Annotated in this window: 21 protein-coding genes and 2 pseudogenes; 10 read left to right on the top strand and 13 right to left on the bottom strand. The window is 40.5% G+C overall.

The window, feature by feature from the left end; all coding sequences use genetic code 11:
* Nucleotides 1–74: 74 nt before the first annotated feature.
* The 4 genes from GA0116959_RS03315 (at nucleotide 75) to GA0116959_RS03300 (ending at nucleotide 1,739) form a co-directional block, all read left to right on the top strand.
* Entirely contained in the window at nucleotides 75–353 is a 279-nt protein-coding gene (locus tag GA0116959_RS03315; RefSeq protein WP_053578819.1) for an RNA recognition motif domain-containing protein, read from the top strand.
* Between the two features lie 44 nt (nucleotides 354–397).
* Nucleotides 398–739, top strand: a complete 342-nt coding sequence (locus GA0116959_RS03310; RefSeq protein WP_092718367.1) for an ASCH domain-containing protein — start codon at nucleotides 398–400, stop codon at nucleotides 737–739.
* A gap of 114 nt (nucleotides 740–853) precedes the next feature.
* The gene (locus GA0116959_RS03305; RefSeq protein ID WP_053578817.1) at nucleotides 854–1,357 is read left to right on the top strand and encodes a DUF6586 family protein; all 504 of its coding nucleotides are present in this window, start codon (nucleotides 854–856) and stop codon (nucleotides 1,355–1,357) included.
* 103 nt (nucleotides 1,358–1,460) lie between these two features.
* Entirely contained in the window at nucleotides 1,461–1,739 is a 279-nt protein-coding gene (locus tag GA0116959_RS03300; protein WP_053578816.1) for a hypothetical protein, read from the top strand.
* A 47-nt stretch (nucleotides 1,740–1,786) separates the two neighbouring features.
* Here GA0116959_RS03300 and GA0116959_RS03295 read toward each other — a convergent pair whose 3' ends face one another.
* The 4 genes from GA0116959_RS03295 to GA0116959_RS03280 all read right to left on the bottom strand — a co-directional run bounded on the left by GA0116959_RS03295 (nucleotide 1,787) and on the right by GA0116959_RS03280 (nucleotide 5,659).
* Nucleotides 1,787–3,505 carry a cation:proton antiporter gene (locus tag GA0116959_RS03295; protein WP_092718364.1) on the bottom strand — a complete coding sequence of 573 codons (1,719 nt, stop codon included), beginning with the start codon at nucleotides 3,503–3,505 and terminating at the stop codon, nucleotides 1,787–1,789.
* A gap of 139 nt (nucleotides 3,506–3,644) precedes the next feature.
* On the bottom strand, nucleotides 3,645–3,800 hold the full coding sequence (gene rpmG / locus GA0116959_RS03290) for a 50S ribosomal protein L33 (RefSeq protein ID WP_001205031.1): 156 nt from the start codon (nucleotides 3,798–3,800) through the stop codon (nucleotides 3,645–3,647).
* A gap of 12 nt (nucleotides 3,801–3,812) precedes the next feature.
* On the bottom strand, nucleotides 3,813–4,049 hold the full coding sequence (gene rpmB / locus GA0116959_RS03285) for a 50S ribosomal protein L28 (protein ID WP_053578814.1): 237 nt from the start codon (nucleotides 4,047–4,049) through the stop codon (nucleotides 3,813–3,815).
* 161 nt (nucleotides 4,050–4,210) lie between these two features.
* Nucleotides 4,211–5,659, bottom strand: coding sequence for a coniferyl aldehyde dehydrogenase (locus tag GA0116959_RS03280; protein WP_092718358.1), 1,449 nt, complete (start codon nucleotides 5,657–5,659; stop codon nucleotides 4,211–4,213).
* A gap of 117 nt (nucleotides 5,660–5,776) precedes the next feature.
* On the opposite strand from GA0116959_RS03280, the gene GA0116959_RS03275 reads away from it, so the two are divergent.
* The 5 genes from GA0116959_RS03275 (at nucleotide 5,777) to GA0116959_RS03255 (ending at nucleotide 9,455) form a co-directional block, all read left to right on the top strand.
* Nucleotides 5,777–6,478, top strand: coding sequence for a TetR/AcrR family transcriptional regulator (locus GA0116959_RS03275; protein WP_053578812.1), 702 nt, complete (start codon nucleotides 5,777–5,779; stop codon nucleotides 6,476–6,478).
* 78 nt (nucleotides 6,479–6,556) lie between these two features.
* Nucleotides 6,557–7,423 (top strand): formyltetrahydrofolate deformylase, encoded by an 867-nt coding sequence (gene purU / locus GA0116959_RS03270; RefSeq protein WP_053578811.1) that lies wholly within the window; start codon nucleotides 6,557–6,559, stop codon nucleotides 7,421–7,423.
* A gap of 210 nt (nucleotides 7,424–7,633) precedes the next feature.
* On the top strand, nucleotides 7,634–8,407 hold the full coding sequence (locus GA0116959_RS03265) for a TonB family protein (RefSeq protein ID WP_053580262.1): 774 nt from the start codon (nucleotides 7,634–7,636) through the stop codon (nucleotides 8,405–8,407).
* Between the two features lie 20 nt (nucleotides 8,408–8,427).
* On the top strand, nucleotides 8,428–9,051 hold the full coding sequence (locus tag GA0116959_RS03260) for a MotA/TolQ/ExbB proton channel family protein (RefSeq protein ID WP_092718355.1): 624 nt from the start codon (nucleotides 8,428–8,430) through the stop codon (nucleotides 9,049–9,051).
* The gene (locus tag GA0116959_RS03255) at nucleotides 9,051–9,455 is read left to right on the top strand and encodes an ExbD/TolR family protein (protein ID WP_092718352.1); all 405 of its coding nucleotides are present in this window, start codon (nucleotides 9,051–9,053) and stop codon (nucleotides 9,453–9,455) included. The genes GA0116959_RS03260 and GA0116959_RS03255 overlap by 1 nt, the downstream gene beginning before the upstream one ends.
* A 121-nt stretch (nucleotides 9,456–9,576) precedes the next feature.
* On the opposite strand, the gene msrA is transcribed toward GA0116959_RS03255, so the two are convergent.
* From msrA to thyA, 5 genes are all read right to left on the bottom strand, one after another.
* The gene (msrA, locus tag GA0116959_RS03250) at nucleotides 9,577–10,101 is read right to left on the bottom strand and encodes a peptide-methionine (S)-S-oxide reductase MsrA (RefSeq protein WP_092718349.1); all 525 of its coding nucleotides are present in this window, start codon (nucleotides 10,099–10,101) and stop codon (nucleotides 9,577–9,579) included.
* Between the two features lie 97 nt (nucleotides 10,102–10,198).
* Nucleotides 10,199–10,651, bottom strand: a complete 453-nt coding sequence (locus GA0116959_RS03245) for an META domain-containing protein (protein ID WP_092718346.1) — start codon at nucleotides 10,649–10,651, stop codon at nucleotides 10,199–10,201.
* A 79-nt stretch (nucleotides 10,652–10,730) separates the two neighbouring features.
* Nucleotides 10,731–11,804 carry an Lnb N-terminal periplasmic domain-containing protein gene (locus GA0116959_RS03240; protein ID WP_092718343.1) on the bottom strand — a complete coding sequence of 358 codons (1,074 nt, stop codon included), beginning with the start codon at nucleotides 11,802–11,804 and terminating at the stop codon, nucleotides 10,731–10,733.
* Between the two features lie 28 nt (nucleotides 11,805–11,832).
* On the bottom strand, nucleotides 11,833–12,345 hold the full coding sequence (locus GA0116959_RS03235) for a dihydrofolate reductase (RefSeq protein ID WP_092718340.1): 513 nt from the start codon (nucleotides 12,343–12,345) through the stop codon (nucleotides 11,833–11,835).
* Nucleotides 12,346–12,461: 116 nt separating this feature from the next.
* Complete coding sequence (gene thyA, locus GA0116959_RS03230) at nucleotides 12,462–13,304, bottom strand: thymidylate synthase (protein WP_092718337.1); 843 nt, start codon at nucleotides 13,302–13,304, stop codon at nucleotides 12,462–12,464.
* Nucleotides 13,305–13,769: 465 nt separating this feature from the next.
* Here thyA and GA0116959_RS03225 point away from each other — a divergent pair, with 465 nt between their 5' ends.
* Nucleotides 13,770–14,303 carry a CHAP domain-containing protein gene (locus GA0116959_RS03225; RefSeq protein WP_092718334.1) on the top strand — a complete coding sequence of 178 codons (534 nt, stop codon included), beginning with the start codon at nucleotides 13,770–13,772 and terminating at the stop codon, nucleotides 14,301–14,303.
* Between the two features lie 102 nt (nucleotides 14,304–14,405).
* Here the strand turns inward: GA0116959_RS03225 and GA0116959_RS03220 are convergent, their stop codons facing one another.
* The 4 genes and pseudogenes from GA0116959_RS03220 to GA0116959_RS03210 all read right to left on the bottom strand — a co-directional run.
* Nucleotides 14,406–15,809 carry an efflux transporter outer membrane subunit gene (locus tag GA0116959_RS03220; RefSeq protein WP_092718331.1) on the bottom strand — a complete coding sequence of 468 codons (1,404 nt, stop codon included), beginning with the start codon at nucleotides 15,807–15,809 and terminating at the stop codon, nucleotides 14,406–14,408.
* A 12-nt stretch (nucleotides 15,810–15,821) separates the two neighbouring features.
* Nucleotides 15,822–17,801, bottom strand: coding sequence for a MacB family efflux pump subunit (locus GA0116959_RS03215; RefSeq protein WP_092718329.1), 1,980 nt, complete (start codon nucleotides 17,799–17,801; stop codon nucleotides 15,822–15,824).
* A 2-nt stretch (nucleotides 17,802–17,803) separates the two neighbouring features.
* Nucleotides 17,804–18,070 (bottom strand): annotated as a pseudogene (locus tag GA0116959_RS14525) (permuted SH3 domain-containing protein); the annotation flags it as partial.
* 84 nt (nucleotides 18,071–18,154) lie between these two features.
* Nucleotides 18,155–19,150 (bottom strand): annotated as a pseudogene (locus GA0116959_RS03210) (efflux RND transporter periplasmic adaptor subunit); the annotation flags it as partial.
* Nucleotides 19,151–19,232 lie beyond the last annotated feature (82 nt).

Here is a 19,232-nt window from a genome sequence, read left to right as displayed (position 1 = left end):
GTTTTTGTTGCGAAGTTCAAAAAGTCGAGTAGGCGAGTGCTTTTTGATGATTTTGCCTATTTAAAGGTTGTGAAATGAAAATTTTAGTTCGTAGTTTAGAACGTACAGTAACAGAAGCTGAATTATTGAAATTATTTCAAGATTTTGGCACAGTGTCATCATGTAAGTTGGTACTAGATACAGCAACAGGGAAATCGAAAGGTTTTGCTTTTGTCGAAATGCCGCATGGCCGTGAAGCAGTAAAAGCGATTAAAGGCTTAAACACCTTGCGTTTGCATGGACATGGTATTCGCGTAAAGCAGGCGGAAAATAAACCAGAAGATAAAGCTGAAATTAAACCTGAAGTGAAATAATGATAAAGAGGAGCGTAGGCTCCTTTTTTTATGGCTGAATGACAATGAAAAGAAAGTTTTCCGCACCCTCCATTGTGGCACCGAATGCTAGGCGTATTGCAGAGGCTATGAAAACTTTAGAGCTTCGCTCATGGCAACCTGAACAACTCCCTGTAAAAGATTTATTGATTATCGAAAATAAAAACTTTTTAAATCATCCTGAGGCTGAAGAACAGGAGGGCGCGTTGGCTTTGATTGATGTTGACTCAGTTCACATTTTGCAGCCTCATGAAGTTGGAGCTGAATGTGCAAGTGATTGTGCCGAAGGTTATTTTGCTTGGCAGCTGAGTAATATTCTCCCTATCAAAAACCATGTTGAAGCGAGTGCGAAGCGCAAAATCTATTGAATTGAATTGAATTGAATTGAATTGAAATGGATCATGTAGAATTTATATTGTGAAATGATCAAAATAATGTTTAATCTTAAGCCGTAAAAAACGCTAAAATTTAGGAATATCGCTATGTCCCGTGTTGCTCGCTTTCATGCTGATCGTACCAATCAAAAGTTGTACTTTGCCCGTCTTTCCTGTCAGCAAGCCGAGCAAACCGAGCATATTCAACAAGCTCAGGCACATCGTGAAGCGGCAGTCTTTCATTTGCACGGTGCAGCTTTAGCGTTTTTACAAGAACTCGTACGCTATTATCGCTTAAATGACCTCGCGCCCACTTTAAAGTCTATTGAAGAACATATGGCAGACAAAGGCCAGGTTTCGCCAGAAGTCGCAGTGATGCAACAGTTGGCAAAACAGGGTTTTCTTGCAGAGCTCAAACGTGCTTATCGTATGTGTCAGTATGCACCTGAACCGAGTACACCTGAGCCTGAGAATGAAACTTCATCTAACTTAATCATCAAAGTGACGCAAACTCCACAAGCGTGGTTACCGGACACCAAAATTTTACGTGAATGGCACCGCGATTTAACGCAGTTAATAGATGGTTTTCGCAATGAAATGGTGGAGTTTTAATCGTTATGATGCTCTTGAAGTTTTGAGTATTGACCCGATATAAATAGTCTACGCAATGCAAAGTGGATGAGCCCTTTGCCACCATGTTGAACATGGAGGAACTATGTCTATAGAACAATTGAAAGAATTATTTGGGAATCAAGAAGCCATTTTAGAATTGGTTCAACTTGAAGGTGGTGAGTTGGCATTGCGAAATGCAGGTTCGACAAAAGAGCCCTTGGTGAAAATTCATTTTAATGATGAAGTAAAGTCACTTTTGGGTGACCAGATGCCCGTGATTGCACAACATATGGTTCAGGCAGCTTTATTGGCTTTAATGGAAAAACAAGTCAATGAATGGCAGGCAGAAATTGTCGATGACCAACCGCAATACTTAAGTTGATTCTGCATAAAAAACGCACTCATGAGTGCGTTTTTTGATGTCAAAATTTAATGGGTTGGCTCTTGATGATGGGCAATCTGAATTTGATTCAAAATATGATTGGTCATATTTTTCGCCATTTCTTCTTTGGCAAAGTAAACCTCTCCAATCCCATCACGACGAATCACTTCGGCTTCCTCTTTGCTTTCTGCACACACTAAAACCTGAATTTGAGGGTTTAATGTTTTGGCGATATCGACAATTTTATGAATATCTAAAATATCCATTGGTGATAAAACCAGTAACCGAGCATGTTGAATATGCGCTTGAATCAATACACTGGGTTCTCTCGCATGTCCAGAAACCGCAGCAATGCCTTTTGTACGCAGACTCTCTACAATGTCACGGTTTTCTTCAGCAATGACCACCTTAATATCTTGTGCCATTAAGGTTCGGGTAATGCGTCGTCCTACTTCTCCATGTCCCACTATAACCACTTGGTCGCGAAGGTAGTCCTGTGACACATCATCTGGGAGCATCGCCAGTGGATCACCACTACGCTCTAATAAACGTGCTAAACGAGAACGTTCACGTATCCAGTTTTGAACAGGTTCGATAGCCGAAAAGATAAACGAGTTAAGCGTAATTGAAATGAGGGCGCCTGCCAAAATTAGGTTTTGCCCTTCTAAAGAGAGAAGCTGTAGCGAAACACCAAGCGTGGCCAGAATAAACGAAAATTCACCAATCTGTGCCAGACTGGCACCGACGGTTAATGCTGTGTTAATAGGATATCGGAAGAATAATACCAAGGCCATTGCAGCAATGGTTTTACCGACCATGATAATCCCAACCACGGCAAGAACGTGCATGGGTTGGTCGAATAAGATACGTGGATCAAACAGCATTCCAACGGAAACAAAGAATAAGATTGAAAAAATCTCACGCAAAGGTAATGTTTCTTCTTCTGCACGATGGCTAAAATCAGATTCTTTAACGACCATACCCGCAAAAAATGCACCGAGTGCCATGGAAACGCCAAAAACTTTATAGGCACCAAAAGCAATCGAAACTGCTGCGGCAACGACGGTCAGGGTAAAAAGTTCGCGAGAGCCTAAGCGTGCCACGATTTGCATGATAAACGGAACTAAGCGTTTCCCGATAATCAGCATAAAGGCAATAAAGCCTGCTACTTTCAGTAAAGTAAGTGCAAGAGTCATCCAAATATTGGCATCAGTATCCGAGCCTGCAATGGGTACTCCACCCAGCAGTACGGCGGTGGCAGGTAAAAGAACCAAAGCCAACACCATGACCAAATCTTCAACCAATAGCCAGCCTACGGCAATTTTACCGTTTACTGAATTAAGTAAACCCCGATCCCCCAAGGCCTTGAGTAAAACCACGGTACTGGCACAAGAGAGACTCAAGCCAAAAACCAAGGCAGAACCGAAACTCCAACCCCACATCATGGAAACGCCAATTCCGAGTAAAGTGGCGACTGCAATTTGTAAAATTGCACCCGGTAAAGCAATACGACGCACTTGCATCAAATCGCTTAAAGAAAAATGCATACCGACACCAAACATGAGGAACATCACCCCAAGTTCAGCCAACTGATTAGCAAGTTGAATATCACCCACCACACCTGGTGTGTTCGGACTAATTATAATACCGGCAATAAGATAGCCGATGAGAGGGGGAAGACGTGCGCGCGCCGCAAGATAGCCAAAAACAAGCGCTAATCCAAAGCCAACAGCCAATAAAATAATAAGATCTACGTCATGAGGCACTAAACACTCCTTAAGTCTAGTTAAGGGTAAAAATTTAAAAGCACACACAATGCCAAAACTGATCTAAAGTTTATCAAGTTGGGCAAAAAAAATGCAAAAAAAACGACCCCAAAAGGCCGTTTTTTTAAAGAAGTCAAAATTATTTAATTTTAGCTTCTTTGAAAATTACGTGTTGACGGATTTTTGGATCAAATTTTTTGATTTCCATTTTTTCCGGCATAGTACGTTTGTTCTTAGTGGTGGTATAGAAATAACCTGTACCCGCTGAAGAAACTAGACGAATTTTATCACGCATGGTTCAGACTCCTTAGATCTTTTGACCTTGAGCACGAAGGTCAGCAACAACCTTTTCAATACCCAATTTGTCGATAATACGCATACCTTTAGTGGTTAGACGAAGACGTACGAAACGTTTTTCGGTTTCTAACCAGAAACGGTGGTGATGCAGGTTCGGCTCGAACCGGCGTTTGGTTTTGTTATTGGCGTGCGAGACGTTGTTTCCAACGACTGGACGCTTGCCGGTAACTTGGCAAACCTTAGACATGGTGAACTCCATTGCTAGACGACACCAATTGTGCGCTAGTCATTAAAAGTAAACGGATGAAATCATTCAAGGGGCGTTTTATACCAAAAATACGCTTAAAAGACAAGCGAATTTAATAAAAACACGGCACGATCTGATTCGATAGATCATGCCTTGATCACTTATCGAAGAAGAGTCTTCGAAATGAGTCGGTGAATCGGTTTGTTAAACGGTGGGAGAATGAATTTTAAGCTATACAGCTTAGGATTAGACATCACTGACCGTTCATGCGACAAACTGAAGAAACCTTCTGGACCATGATATTTACCCATACCTGACGCACCGACACCACCAAAAGGTAAATCATCTTGTGCGACATGGGTCAATACCGTATTTTGCCCAAAATGCCCTGAATGAGTACGCTGTGCGACATAATCGGCACGCGCTTGATCAAAGTCGAAGTAGTATAAAGCAAGTGGACGAGGACGGCTATTAATAAACGCAATCACTTCATCAATTTGATCATATTCAAGAATCGGAAGCAGAGGGCCAAAGATTTCCTCTTTCATAATTCGCATATCTGGGCTAATACCCGTAAGTATGGTGGGTGCCATTTTTCGCACATGGGTTAAATCTTCATGAACTGGATTGATTTCCACCAAAGTTGCACCTAGCTTACGTGCATCTTCAAGATAACCTTGCAAGCGATTGTATTGTTTATCATTAATAATAGCGGTGTAATCTTGATTGTTTTGGATATGCGGATACATCTCTTCAACACATGCTTTAAAGTGTTGAATAAATTCGGCAGTTTTACCGCGAGGTAGAAATAAATAATCTGGTGCAACACAGGTTTGTCCAGAATTCCATAGTTTACCTGCGGCCAAACGTTGTGCCACATCGTGTAAATCACTCGAAGAATGCACTAGAGCTGGTGATTTACCCCCCAATTCTAAAATGACTGGTACTAAGTTTTGTGCGGCTGCTGCCATTACTGTTTTACCAATTTCAGTCGAACCCGTGAAAATGATTTTATCGAAAGCTAAATGACTAAAAGCATCGGAAATAGGGCCACCGCCATTGACCACAGCCACTAGTTCTACAGGGAACGCTTCATAGAGTGCTTTTTCCAGTACTTGACCAAAATGGCTAGAAGCACTAGATATTTTGATCATGGCGTGATTACCTGCGGCAATTGCGCAAATTAGTGGACCCACAGATAACAACAGTGGATAGTTCCAAGGTGCAATAATGCCGACAACGCCTAAAGGCTGATACTGCACCCAAGCTTTTGCAGGTTGATGAATAATTGAAACATGGCGCTTAGAGGGTTTCATCCACTGGGTCAAATGCTTGCTATAATATTTAATATGTTCAAGACAGGTGAGTAGTTCACCGATTTTGGTTTCACCAATAGAACGGTTACCATAGTCTTGATTAATTGCTTCAGCAAATTGATCTTGATATTTAACTAGGATACGCTTGAGACGTGCTAAACGGTCAATACGCTCCTTTGCACTTGGCAAAGGATGGTTTTGATAAGCGTATTTTTGTTGCGCCAACAACTCATCTAGCTGTTGGAGGTCAAAAGAATGTGGTGTCATTGAAGTTGTTTTTGTTTGACTGTTCATGACTTAATGTACCATTAAAGAAAAGCGATTAATTTAATTTTTAGAGTAAATGCTCTAAATAGTCAAGTTACTTTATACGTTAGTTCGCTAACCTATTGAATGAATGGTTACTTTAGGATGTCTCACTCCAAAACGGTTAAGACCAAAGAACGTATTTTACAGCTCAGTTTGCAATTGTTTAACGAGCGCGGTGAACGTTCTGTCACCACCAATCATATTGCTGCAGAACTCAATATGAGTCCGGGTAATTTGTATTACCACTTTCGCAATAAAAACGAAATTATTAAAGAGTTGATGGAAGAGTACCAACAACAAACCTTGGATATGCTGGCTTTGCCCGATGATCGAGTGCTTGATGCCAACGACAAGATTCATTATTTTCAGGTGTTAAGCAGTCAACTGTGGGCCTATCGTTTTTTACATCGAGATGTCTATCATTTGGTTGAAAGTAATGAAGATTTTCGAAAAATGTATCCACGTTTCGCAGGTCAGGTGATGCAGCAAGGCAAAAGAATTTATCAAGCTTTTGTCGATGCTGGCCTCATGCAAATGACCACTTCTGAAATTGAAGCTTTGATTATCAATTTGTGGATTGTGTTGACCAACTGGACTAATTTTTTATACATGTCTGGTCATATTGTCGATTCAAATCATTTGGAGGAAAAGTGGGTATGGCAAGCTTTGCGTCAAATGGTGTTCCTTGAAGGGGCGTATTTACGTGGTGAGAGTCGCCAAACGTATGAGCATTTGCTCGAAACGTTTGGATCTTCTGAACTTTTTGAAAGTTTATCTTCAAGTAAAAACCACGATACGCCCTAAGCTATTTAGAAAGCCTACAAAAAGCGTTAGAATGCTAGGCTTGATTTTCAATTTAACTGATTAGTGATATAAACCAACATGAATATGACCACTGCTAACACAGCACGTTTACTGATTACTTGCGAGGATAAACCTGGAATCGTGCAAGCTGTATCCAGCTTTTTGTATCATCAAGGTGCCAATATTACTGCACTTGATCAATATGCAACAGAAGCTCAGGGTGGACGTTATTTTATGCGTGTTGAGTTTGAGTTGGATAGCCTGCAAAGTCGTAAAGAAAGTCTGACTCAGACTTTTGCCGCCAATGTGGCTGGACGTTATGACATGCAGTGGCGTTTGGCATTGGTCAGTGACGTAAAAAAAGTCGGCATTTTAGTTTCAAAAGTAGATCATGCTTTGCTTGAGTTATTGTGGCGTCATTCGCGTGGTGGTTTACCTTGTGAAATCACCACAGTGGTTTCAAACCATGAAGATTTGCGTGAATCGGTAGAGAATTTTGGTATCCCATTTATTGTTGTTCCTGTCAATAAAGACAACAAAGAAGAAGCTTACGCGAAAATTGACGAGATTATGCAGGGTAATGATTTACTTGTGCTTGCGCGTTATATGCAAATCTTAAGCGAAAACTTTGTTTCTAAATGGGAAATGAAAATCATCAATATTCATCACTCTTTCTTGCCTGCTTTTGTGGGTGCTAACCCTTATAAACAAGCGCATGAAAAAGGAGTGAAGCTGATTGGTGCAACCGCACATTATGTCACTGCAGATTTAGATCAAGGTCCTATTATTGAACAAGATGTAGAGCGTGTGAATCATGATTTTACTGTTGATCAATTGCGTGAACTTGGACAAGATGTCGAGCGAAATGTTTTGGCACGCGCGGTCAGATGGCATTTGGAAGATCGAGTGATTGTAGACGGCAACAAAACAGTTGTTTTTCAATAAGAATTGCCTAAATAATCAATTTAAAAGGTGTGCTCATGGCACGCCTTTTTTATGTGGCATTAAAAAAACGCATCAAAAGTTTTCAATTAATAGTTGCAAATGAAAACACTTCTCATTTATTATTGCGTTGCTTTAATTGTACTAACCGATGAGTTTGATTGTTTAAATCTGTTTCGATTTACAATCGCTTGAATTAGGTAAATGATTTTAATGAGTCCATCTCCAGCTCTAAATATGCCAAATCCCAATCCAATCAAGAAGAAAATAATCACAGCACTTTTGGCTGTGGTGGTCGGACATGTGGCTGTATTATGGGCGGTTGGAAACATGAAAACCCCCGAATTAAAACCGATTGAGAAACAACCTTTGAAGGTTCGTTTTGTTAAAATTCAAGAACCACCAAAACCTTTGCCGCCTAAGCCTAAAGTTGAACCCAAAAAAGAAGAGCCAAAGCCCAAAGAAGTGAAACAAGTTAAAATTGTTGAAAAGCAGCTTCCGCCACCACCAAAAAAGGTTGAGAAGGTTCAACAAGTTAAAAAAGCAGAAACACCCAAACCAGTGATTAAGCCAGTAGAAGCCCCAGTCAAATCGACAGTGACGACCACGATTTCAGAAACTAAAGTGGCAAAACCTGTTGCCGTGGCGAAAGCTGAACCTGCTCCTGTTACGCCATCTGCACCTCCATCGCCAAAAAGCGTTTCGATTGGTGGTTCAGGGGTACAATGGAGCCGTTCACCAAAACCGTCTTACAACAATAAAGATTTAGACGGTCAAACACGCACTGTGGTGATACATATTGAAGCGAATGAAAAAGGGGTCATAACCTCTACCCGTATTTCACGTTCAAGTGGTCTTCCTGCTTTAGATGAAAAGATTTTACGCTCTGTGCGTAGTTCCAAATTCAAACCGTACAAAGAAAATGGCGTGGCCTATCCAATTAGTGCTGACCAACCATTTGAATTGACATTGAATCCACGCGGCTAACATTTATTAGGAGTTCGAGTATGAACTTTTCAGTTTATTGGCAACATGCTGATGCAGTGAGTAAAACACTGTATTTCATATTATTGGCAATGTCGATTATGACATGGACGATCTTCATTTTACGTTTAATGGGGACTCGCCAACTGAAGCAGCAAGCTTATGCTCAACTTTCTCAAGCTTTAGGCAAACTAAAAGCAAAATTTAGCCCATTAAATTTTGAGCAACGTAAGGCTGTTGCAGAACAAGCTTTATTGCGTCAAATTTCTGCCGAAAAATCGCAGGCTGAAAAAGGTGTAGCCGTTTTGGGTACGATTGCTTCACTTGCACCATTTGTGGGTTTATTTGGTACAGTTTGGGGTATTTTTCATGCCTTGGTTGCAGTAGGTAAAAGTGGTCAAGCTGGCTTGGCACAAGTCGCAACACCTGTAGGTGAGGCCTTAATTATGACTGGTTTAGGTTTGGCAGTCGCGATTCCTGCAGTACTGGCATATAATATTTGTACCCGTGTGAACCGTGGTTTGGCGCACGAATTACAAGATCAAGCACATAGCTTACTGATTGATACCATGTTGCAACAAGACAGCTCAACTGCTCAAGTAAACACTAAAGCGACTTCAGAGAATTTGGTTGGAGGTCAAGCTTAATGGGCTTTCAATTGGGTGAAGACAACGATGTAGGTATGAATGAGATGAATCTCATTCCACTCATCGATATTATGTTGGTATTGATGATCATCTTCTTGGTGACAGCCACCGTTGCAAACCCATCAATTCCATTAACTTTACCAAAAACTACAGCCGATATTATTGATTTGCCGCCTAAAAGTGTGACGATTAGTATTAATGCAGGTGGTGATGTTGCATGGGATGGTAATGTATTAACACTGGATGAGTTGCAAAGTAAACTGAAGGAAGCGGGTCAGGAAGAACGTCAGCCTACTATCGTTTTAAAAGCAGATAAAGATTCACGTTATGACACTGTGGCACAAGTGATGTCTCGTGCGAGCGAAGCCGGGCTCAGCGATATTGCATTTGCCAGTGATAACTAAAAACTGAGCGAAAAAAAGCGACCAAATAGGTCGCTTTTTTTATGTTTAAATATTGAATTTGAGAAGTAAGTTAATATTCAAACCATTTAATTCTGCACAATATATTGTCCAAAATAAACTTTTATTCAACTTTCAATAAGTCCTGAAATTTAGTGCGCAATTTCATTAGTTTAGGGGGAATAGAAAAGTTACAGTAGCCTTGGGATGGATTTTTGGCAAAGAAGTTCTGATGATAGTCTTCAGCAGGGTAAAATTTTGGAGCAGGACTGAGTTCTGTCACAATATTGAGTCCTTCTGTCTGAAGCGCCTCAATTGTGTTTTGTGCCTGTTGTTGTTGCTGTTCATTCAAATAATAAATGACAGAACGATATTGAGTGCCGACGTCATTGCCCTGACGGTTAAGTGTGGTCGGGTCATGAGTGGTAAAAAAGACATCAAGCAACTGCATAAAGCTAATTTGAGTTTCATCATAATCAATCAAAATGACTTCTGCATGTTGAGTATCACCACGACAAATATCATCATAAGTGGGCTGTTCGGTATGACCTCCAGCATATCCACTAACGACGTTTTCTACACCTTTAAGTTGTAAAAATATAGCTTCTACACACCAAAAACATCCACCACCGAATAAGGCTTGTTGCATCGTCGTATCCTTTGTTTATCTATTATTTTAATATAGCGATTATTCAGTAAGCCACAAGTTTTGTTGTGTATCGTTAAAATGAAGCTATTTAAAAATTTTATTGTGCTAAGACATTGCTTTGCATTTGAATCAGCGGGTTTCCATGACGATCAAGCAATTTTAGAGTTTTACCAAAAACTTGATAATTGGCGACTTTAGGCAGCGCATCTTTAAAAGTTTGTGATGCAGGATGACCATTAAAGCAAGCCATCTTTGTAGAAGCTATCTGACTTAAAACCAAAGTATCTCGACCAGCTTCATAACTTCCCATAAGACGATTACAGCCATCTGATCCCGTAACACGTTTGGTTGCTGCATCAAATTGTAGACTCGGCATATTTGGCATAATCTTCGCCTCACTGTTACCCACCTGGGTAATGAACCATGTTCGGTTCTGGAGTTGCATCAAATTAGACGCTTCTAGATGAGAGGATGATGTTGGAATGGATTCACAACCTGTCAATATCAGTGTGCTACCCAATAAGCCCAGTGCAAATAATTTGTTTAACATGTTGAAATACTCAATTTTCATTTAAATATAGCGTTATATAAGCAAAAAAAATGATTTTCCACCAGTTAAAAGCAATATTTTAAATTCTAGGTGGGATTTTTTTTGATTGCTGCGGTACAGGAACACCTTGGCGAATCAGCTTTGAATATTCATCACTGGACAAGTTGTTGTATTGGCTAACACGCGGATTTACATGGGCTTTTGTGTACCATTCTTGGAGGGTTAGATCATGAGAAATAGCATTCAAATCATAAAGATAGTTGGGTAAGTATCCCGAAGCCAAGAGTCGGTAATCCGTCGGCAATTGACGTTGAGAGATGGCTTGAACCATATCGAAAACCAAGGTGGTGCAGTTACTGGTCAGGGTGTTATACCACTTTGGTTGGTGTTTTAAATCATTCGCCTTGTGTAAGTATTCTTCAAATAAAGCGCTGCGTTCTTGTTTTGACATATACACGGGAAAAATATAGACCTGTTCACCTCGTGTGTTGCTGCGGGTGTAAATTAAGTCTTTTTCATCCGCTGCGACAAGGCTGAGTTCATACTTTCTAAAAAAACCACCCAGCGTTGAAAATTCTTCATTTTTTTCTTTCCGAATTTCAATCGAAAAAGTTAATGGTTTGTTATTGGCAAAATCAAAACTGACCAAGGTATGTGCGATATGCGGCCCCATCCAGTAAGAGGTAATGATATTGACCCCCGTAATTTGGTTTAAATCAAAATGACGGGTTTCCCAGCGTTCATCATAACTGCCATCTTCGTGCCAACTAAAATTACGTACATTGTGCAGCGTCACCTGATTGTTTTTTTGCTCAAAAGTGAGCACTTGAGCCACTTCAGGATTCCAGTCACGATCTTGTTTGGCTTCTAAACCAAAATACCAGAATAACCCAAACAGAAAACCCAACAGATAGATCAGCACATCGGTATAGCGACTAAAAAAATGCTGTGTTACGTAAATACCCAAAATACTCAGCGCAAAGATAATCCAAAAACCAATCACTAAGCGCGTCATTAACCAGCCTAGAGGCTCTTGAAACCATAAAGCAAGACACAACCAAATAGACGATAAAATGACAAAAAGACTGAATATGCCATGCAGTGCAGCCACACCCAAAGCTATAAAAAATTCTTTTTTTCCAATGTTATGCATAGATAATTGTTATAAGTGATTATGTTCTTTATTTTCGATAGGTTGCGAACTCAAAAGCAATCCCAGATTTGTCGTCAATATGTTGTTCAGAGGCTACTTTTTTAAATTCTGGTGGAATTTCGGGATAGTGTGCATCGCCTTGTACGTCAAGTTCAACATGGGTTAGCTCTAAACGATCTGCAATAGCAAGGGTTTGCTTGAAAATCTCGCCGCCGCCAATAATAAAAATGGTGCTTGTTTTTTCAGATGTCTGTACATCACAAATGGCTTGGGTTAAAGCATCTTCAATAGAACAAGCGACTTTGGTTCCTGCAAAGCTCCAATTGCGATCACGAGTAATCACCCAATTCACACGCTTTGGCAAAACACGACCCATAGATTCTAAGGTCTTACGCCCCATAATCACCACGCCACCTTGCGTAATTTCTTTAAAATGTTTGAGATCTGCGGAAATATGCCAAGGTAGATCGTTATTCTTACCAATACAACGTCGGCTGTCCATTGCAACCACATGTACAATCTCTAAATTTTGAAATGTCATTATTCAACCTTGATGTATTTTTCCGAATTAGAAGTTCCTTCAGTTGAAAGAAGGAACGAAAAGGATTTTTTTTCAATCGTTTGAAATCATCTTTTAAACGATTAAATCAAACAAAATTAGATTGCCACGGGTGCTTTAATTCCTGCATGAGATTCATAACCAACAATTTCAATATCTTCAAATTTGAAGTCAAAAATATTTTTAATTTCAGGGTTTAACTTCAATTGACAAAGAGTTAAAGGTTCGCGGCTCAATTGTAATTTGGCTTGTTCAAAATGGTTTACATATAAGTGTGTGTCACCACCTGTCCAGACAAAGTCACCCACACCCAGATCGCAGACTTGTGCAATCATATGCGTAAGAAGGGCATAGCTGGCAATATTGAACGGCACGCCCAAGAACACATCTGCGCTACGTTGGTATAACTGACAAGACAGTTTGTTGTCCTGTACGAAGAATTGAAATAAGGTATGGCAAGGTGGTAGTGCAACATTTCCGGCTTCATGTGGATTCCAGCCTGACACGATTAAACGACGTGAATTCGGATTGGTTTTTATTTCGTTGATCAGCCATTCAATCTGGTCAAAACCATTTTTCTCATATAAACCGTCTGCTTTTTGGGTCGCACCAAAATTACGCCACTGATGTCCATACACGGGTCCTAGTTCACCTTCAGGGCGACCAAAACGTGCTGTTTGCTCTGCGGTAGACCATTCATCCCAAATGGACACTTTGTGATCTTTAAGATATTGAACATTTGTGTCGCCTTTGAGGAACCATAACAGTTCAATGACAATAGAACGAAAATGCACTTTTTTTGTGGTTAATAACGGAAAACCTTGAGAAAGATCAAAGCGCATTTGATGACCGAACACAGAGCGTGTGCCCGTTCCAGTACGATCGCCTTTGTCGCCACCGTTATCGAGAATGTGTTGTAAAAGGTCTAAATACGCTTTCATAAAAATTCCAAAAAGTTAAATTCCCCAAAGCGTCTGCCAATTAATTAAGAGTAATCAATAACAGCTCTGCTAAAAATGGAGTCAAGTGAACGGGTCAGTTTATACTAAACTGATGGGGTTTTTAAGCGTCGTATGGACTAATTGGGGTGCAGGAATACTGAAGAAATCACAAATGTGAAAGAGAGATAACAAATCAATCTATTCAAAATTTTCTTAAGTCATCAAATAAAGGTAGATAAAATCGGATAGATATTAAATGGAATCAATTTTATTTTTCATTTTTTGCAATTTTAAAAATAAAACAAAAAGAGTGGCTTAAGTGATCTGTATTAACAAAGCAAAAATATCTTACATTTTTTTTATGAAAAAAAAATGCTCTGAGGTTAACATCCTGAGCGCATAAATCAGCACAGAGATGTATTGCCAAAGATGATTCTGATGTTCAAAGCAAGTTTAGAGGTTTAAATGATTTATGATCAACATGTAGCTTTGCATGATGTTTATGCACCTGCAGCCACAGAAATCATGATTCGTTCAAAGAAAGCAGGGCAAAACTATAGCGCTGATGCCGATTTTGAAACGATGAATAAACCCGAACCATCAAAGTATAAGAATTATAGTTCTGCCAATAATCAGCGCATTGATATTGATAAATTTATTCAAAAATTAAAAAGTATTACCACTCAAACCAGTACTCAAAAATGTGCCAAGAGTATTCGTATTGCCTTGGAGTCTGCGGGAGCTCAATTTAAAAGTCATCCTGTTGCTGCTGCAGATTGGGGGAATACTTTAATGAAAATTGGTTATCGACAAATCAGTCCTAAATTTGATGAACCTAAAGAAGGTGATATCTATATTATTAACCGAACCAGTAAACATACCTATGGTCATATTGCAGGGTTTTCTGGCAAGCAATGGGTCTCTGATTTTAAGCAAAGAAGTTACGACGTTTATAAAGAAAATGGTTTGACCTATCAATATTATCGTCTTGGTTTTTAGTTTTATTGGTTCCTTTTTAAAGATTAAAATAGTCTAAACAATAAAGCCTCTACGATAGAGGCTTTGTTGTTTATGGGCTTTTAAAAATATAAAAACGATATTTTAAGGCAAAGTTTTAATCGGACTTCCGCCTAAAGCTTGCATCAAAGTGACATAAGCATTGTATTGGCTTTGTTTGGTCTGAACCAAAGATAGACGTGCGTTACGTGTGGTTTCTTGTGCATCCAATACATTTTTAAGCGCAATGGCACCATTACGATAACGAACTTCAGTTAAACGCTCAGTTTTTTCAGCCAGTTGAACATTTCGTTCTTGTAACGCCACTTGTTTATTCAGTTCACTGCGTGCAGAAAGTGCATTTTCTACATCGGCAAAGGCCTGATATAAAGTTTGACGATATTGTAAAATCGATTTTTCATAATCTAAGTCGCTGATTGCCAAATCTTTTTTCATATCGTTATATTGTAGAAAAGGTAGGCTTAGGCTGGCACCCAAAGTTAAAGCAGGATTTTGCAATAAATGACTTAGCGAGGTACTCGATGAACCTAAATTTCCAGTCAAACTGATCGAGGGATAATAACTGGCTTTGGTGGCATCTTTAGTGGCTAAAGCTTTGCGTAAACGTAGTTCAGAGGCTTGTAAGTCTGGACGACGTGATAACAAATCTGCGGGTAAACCTGCTGAAATAACCGGTAAAGCAATTTGGGATAATCGACTGGGCTCTTGAATGCTGAGTTGCTGTACAGGCATTTGCATGAGAACAGCCAAAGCAGTACGGCTTTCTACTCGTAATTGCTCAATTTGACTCAAGCTGGCTCTTTGGCTTTGAACAGACTGTTCTGCCGCGGTTAAATCTAAACCTGACACTGCGCCAGCACGATATTGACTGCGGACCAGTTCATAAGTTTTTTGGGTACTGGCCAAGTTTTGTTGAGCAATTTGATAACGCTCATTGAGATAACCTAGTTGCCAGTATAAATTTGCGGTGGTCGCAATTAAGCTTTGTGCGGTACTTTGCAAATCTTGTTCTGTCGCAAGTGCTTCCCATTGACTGACTTCAGTTTGACGGGCTAATTTCCCAAATAAGTCGACCTCATAACTCACCCCACCATTTAAAGACAAACCGCGTGAAGAATTATCACCTGAATTTAAATCAATATTATGTCCAGTCGAGACACTGGAACTCACGCGTGGCCCTTGCTGATTTGCAGCTAAGCCTGCTTGTAAGCGAGCTTGTTGTAAATTAATACCCGCAACAGCCAAATCAGTATTGGTTGATAGAACCTGATTGACCAATTGATTGAGCTGCATGTCCCCAAACAGCGTCCACCATTGATCTGCATATACATCGGCATGGACCTGTTGATTGAGTGCTTTGTTGTTCTGAAAGCTGACTGGAATATTGACATTGGGTTGCTGATAGGGAGTTTTCACCACTGCCGCACAACCGACTAGTGTTCCACTTAACATCAAGGTAGCGGCAAGTTTGGTAAAATTAATGTGCATTTTTGAGTATCCTTATTCGCGGGACAGTGCATCGACAGGGTTAAGCTGTGCTGCATTACGGGCGGGAATAAAACCAAACACAATTCCAATCATGCTTGAACAAATAAAAGCGGCAACAATAGAGGTGGTCGAGTAAGCCATTTGGAAGGTGCCGCCAGCAAAGTGGCTGATTAACTGCCCAATCCCCAAGGATAGAAGTACGCCTAAAATGCCACCCAAGATACACACCAGTACCGCTTCAATCAGGAATTGTTGCAAAATATCACTTTGGCGTGCACCGACGGCCATGCGAACCCCAATTTCTTGAGTTCGTTCCGTCACAGAAACCAGCATGATATTCATTACACCAATACCACCAACAATTAGAGAAATAACGGCAATTGCAGACACCAGCAAGGTCATGGTCTGAGTGGTTTGTTGAATGGTTTCACGAATACTGTCTGAGTTCTGTGTAAATACATCTTGTGCACCGTGACGCTGCACCAGTAAATTGAGAATCGCATTTTCAGCAGCAGCACTCGGGTATTCATCTTTGACCCGAACAATAATACTGCGCACATTGGCTTGTCCCAGCATACGGCTCATCACAGTCGAGTAGGGTAGATAAACATTCAGGCTATCCGAATTCCCCATCATCGATTTTTGTGCATCAATGATGCCAATAATGCGACTGGGTACACTACCCAGTAAAATGACTTGCCCGACAGGATTGGTGCCATCGGGGAAAAAAGTATTTTTGGTGTTGTCGTCAATGACGACATCTTGAGCGCGCTCAGTGACAGCTTCTTTGTCAAAAGGCTGACCCGCTTGAAAGGTCATTCCTTTAACATAGAAAAAGTCTTCACTGACGCCATTCACTGTAGTGGATGCTTCGATATCTTTAAAACGAGCAGTAATACTGTTGTTAACTGAAGGGCTGACACCATCTACATAAGGTTGCTCGGAAAGTGCATCTGCATCGGCTGGAATCAGAGTTTTACTTTGTGAGGATCTGGAATTATCACCAAAACCACGCCCCTGATATACAGTAATGGTATTGGTGCCTAAGCTACTAATATTTTCTAAAATCTGTTTTTGAGAACCATTGCCAAGCGCAACAACGGAAACAACTGAGGCAATACCAATAATAATCCCAAGCATGGTCAAGAAAGTACGCATGCGGTGGGCATTCATGGCCAGTAAAGCCATGTGGAAGGCTTCAGCCAGTCGGTCTGCTGCAGAGCGCCAAGAGGGTGTTTTCTTTTGTGGGGTACGATCAAGCTGCTGTTTCTCAAGCATTTCGCCGTCTGTTTCAGGAATATTGGCACGGTCTGAAATAATATTACCATCACTGATTTCAATAATGCGTGAGGCATTTTTGGCAACATTATGATCGTGCGTGACTAAAATGATGGTGTGACCTTTGGCATTCAGTTCACGTAAAATACGCATTACTTCAATACCGCTATTTTTGTCTAATGCGCCAGTAGGTTCATCGGCCAAAATGACATCACCACCATTCATCAAGGCGCGGGCAATTGAAACACGTTGTTGCTGACCGCCAGAAAGTTGACTGGGGCGATTTTGAGTTTTTTCAGCCAAGCCTAAATCTGTCAATAACTGAGTTGAGCGTTGCTGACGAGCAGCAGCATCTACGCCCGCATAAATTGCAGGGACTTCTACATTTCCCGCAGCACTCAAATCCCCCAATAAATGATAACGCTGGAAAATAAAACCAAAGTATTCACGGCGCAGTTGTGCCAGTTCATCAGGCTCTAGTTTACGTGTTTCTCGGCCCTCAACTTGGTAACTGCCCGCGGTAGGTTGGTCTAAACATCCCAGAATATTCATTAAAGTCGATTTACCTGACCCTGATTGACCTACAATCGCAACCAGTTCTCCAGAGTAAATTTCTAAATTAATGCCCTTTAAAATTTGAATGGTGTTTTCCCCTGCGGGAAATTCACGGGTCAAATTTGTGACCTTAAGCAAAGCTTGCTGAGTTTGAGTCATGATTACATTCTCATCGGGCCAGCGCCGCCTGAACGGTTGCTACGTTTAGCAGAATCATTTGATGTATCTGAACCATCTGCAATGACCACTTTGTCACCGAGTTTTAAACCTTTGATGACTTGAGCTGTAGCGCGGTTGTTTAAACCAATCAATACCGGTTGAGGTTTTGCTGTTCCATCTGGCTGTAACACGCGAACCATGGCTCTAGATGCTTTACCTTGTTCAATTAAAGCTTTTTCTTCAGTCGATAATTCTAAGCGTGTTGGGCGCTGGTTTTGATGGGTGGTATCGTCGTTTGAGGTTTGTTGTTTTTCTGAATTTGTTTGACTACTGCGTTCGCTACGTTTGCCTTGTGGGCGATTTGAGCTTTGAATGGCTGAGGCAGGAATGGTGAGAACATTTTTGGCCTCATTCAATACAATATAAACCTGTGCAGTCATATCAATACGTAATTTGCCATCTTCATTCGGCACGTCAAAAAGCGCATTATAATAAACGGCCGTACTTGACGATGAAGTCGAAGAGTTACTGGTTTCGGTATTAATTGAATTGGGTGCAGGTTCTACTTGACGTAATTTTGCATAATGTTTTTTATCACTATTTCCTAAGGTGGTGAAATAGACCGTCTGACCTTGTTCAACTTTCATCACATCAGCTTCTGAAATTTCAGCCTTAATGGTCATGGTATCCAGTTTTGCCAACTTCACAATGGTCGGTGCACTTTGATTTGCATTCACAGTTTGACCTTCTTCAGTCACAATCGCGACAATTGTGCCATCCATGGGTGCCACAATTTGGGTGTAGCCTAAATCTTCTTTGGCGGTGGCTAAAGTGAGACGAGATTGCTCAATCTGTGCATTCATAGCTAAAATTTCAGCTTGTGCTGTTTTGTAACTGGCTAAAGCTGATTCTAATTCTGCTCGAGAAGTTGCATCTTGCGCGAACATCGCTTGTTGACGTTGATATTCTGCTTGAACTTTAGCGAGATTTGCCTGTTTTACAGCCAGTTGCGCTTGTTGATTTTTAATATTGGCTTCGGCGGTTTTTAAGTCATTTTCTTGACGAATAGAGTCAATTCGAGCAATCAGTTGACCTTGTTTAACTTGGTCGCCTAATACTACATACATTTTTTTAACCTGACCTGAAACCTGCGCGCCTACACTGACCATTTTGGTGGCTTCAAGTACCCCAGTTGCCAGTACTGAGTCTTCAATATCTGCACGAACGACTTCAGTGCTAATATATTGCGGTTGTTGTTGTTTCGGTTTTAAAAAAAACCATGCCGTTACTGCAAGCGCAAGAATACAGATCACAGCAATGACTATCTTGGATGATTTTATTTTTGGCATAATAGGCATGTAAATCAAGAAAATTTAACGAATTATAAAAGCTAAATAAGGATAAAGCGTGAACTTTTTAAAACAAATGAGA

It is taken from the genome of Acinetobacter albensis (genome assembly GCF_900095025.1).
Classification (GTDB): domain Bacteria; phylum Pseudomonadota; class Gammaproteobacteria; order Pseudomonadales; family Moraxellaceae; genus Acinetobacter; species Acinetobacter albensis.
This window is presented reverse-complemented; position numbering and strand designations above follow the sequence as displayed.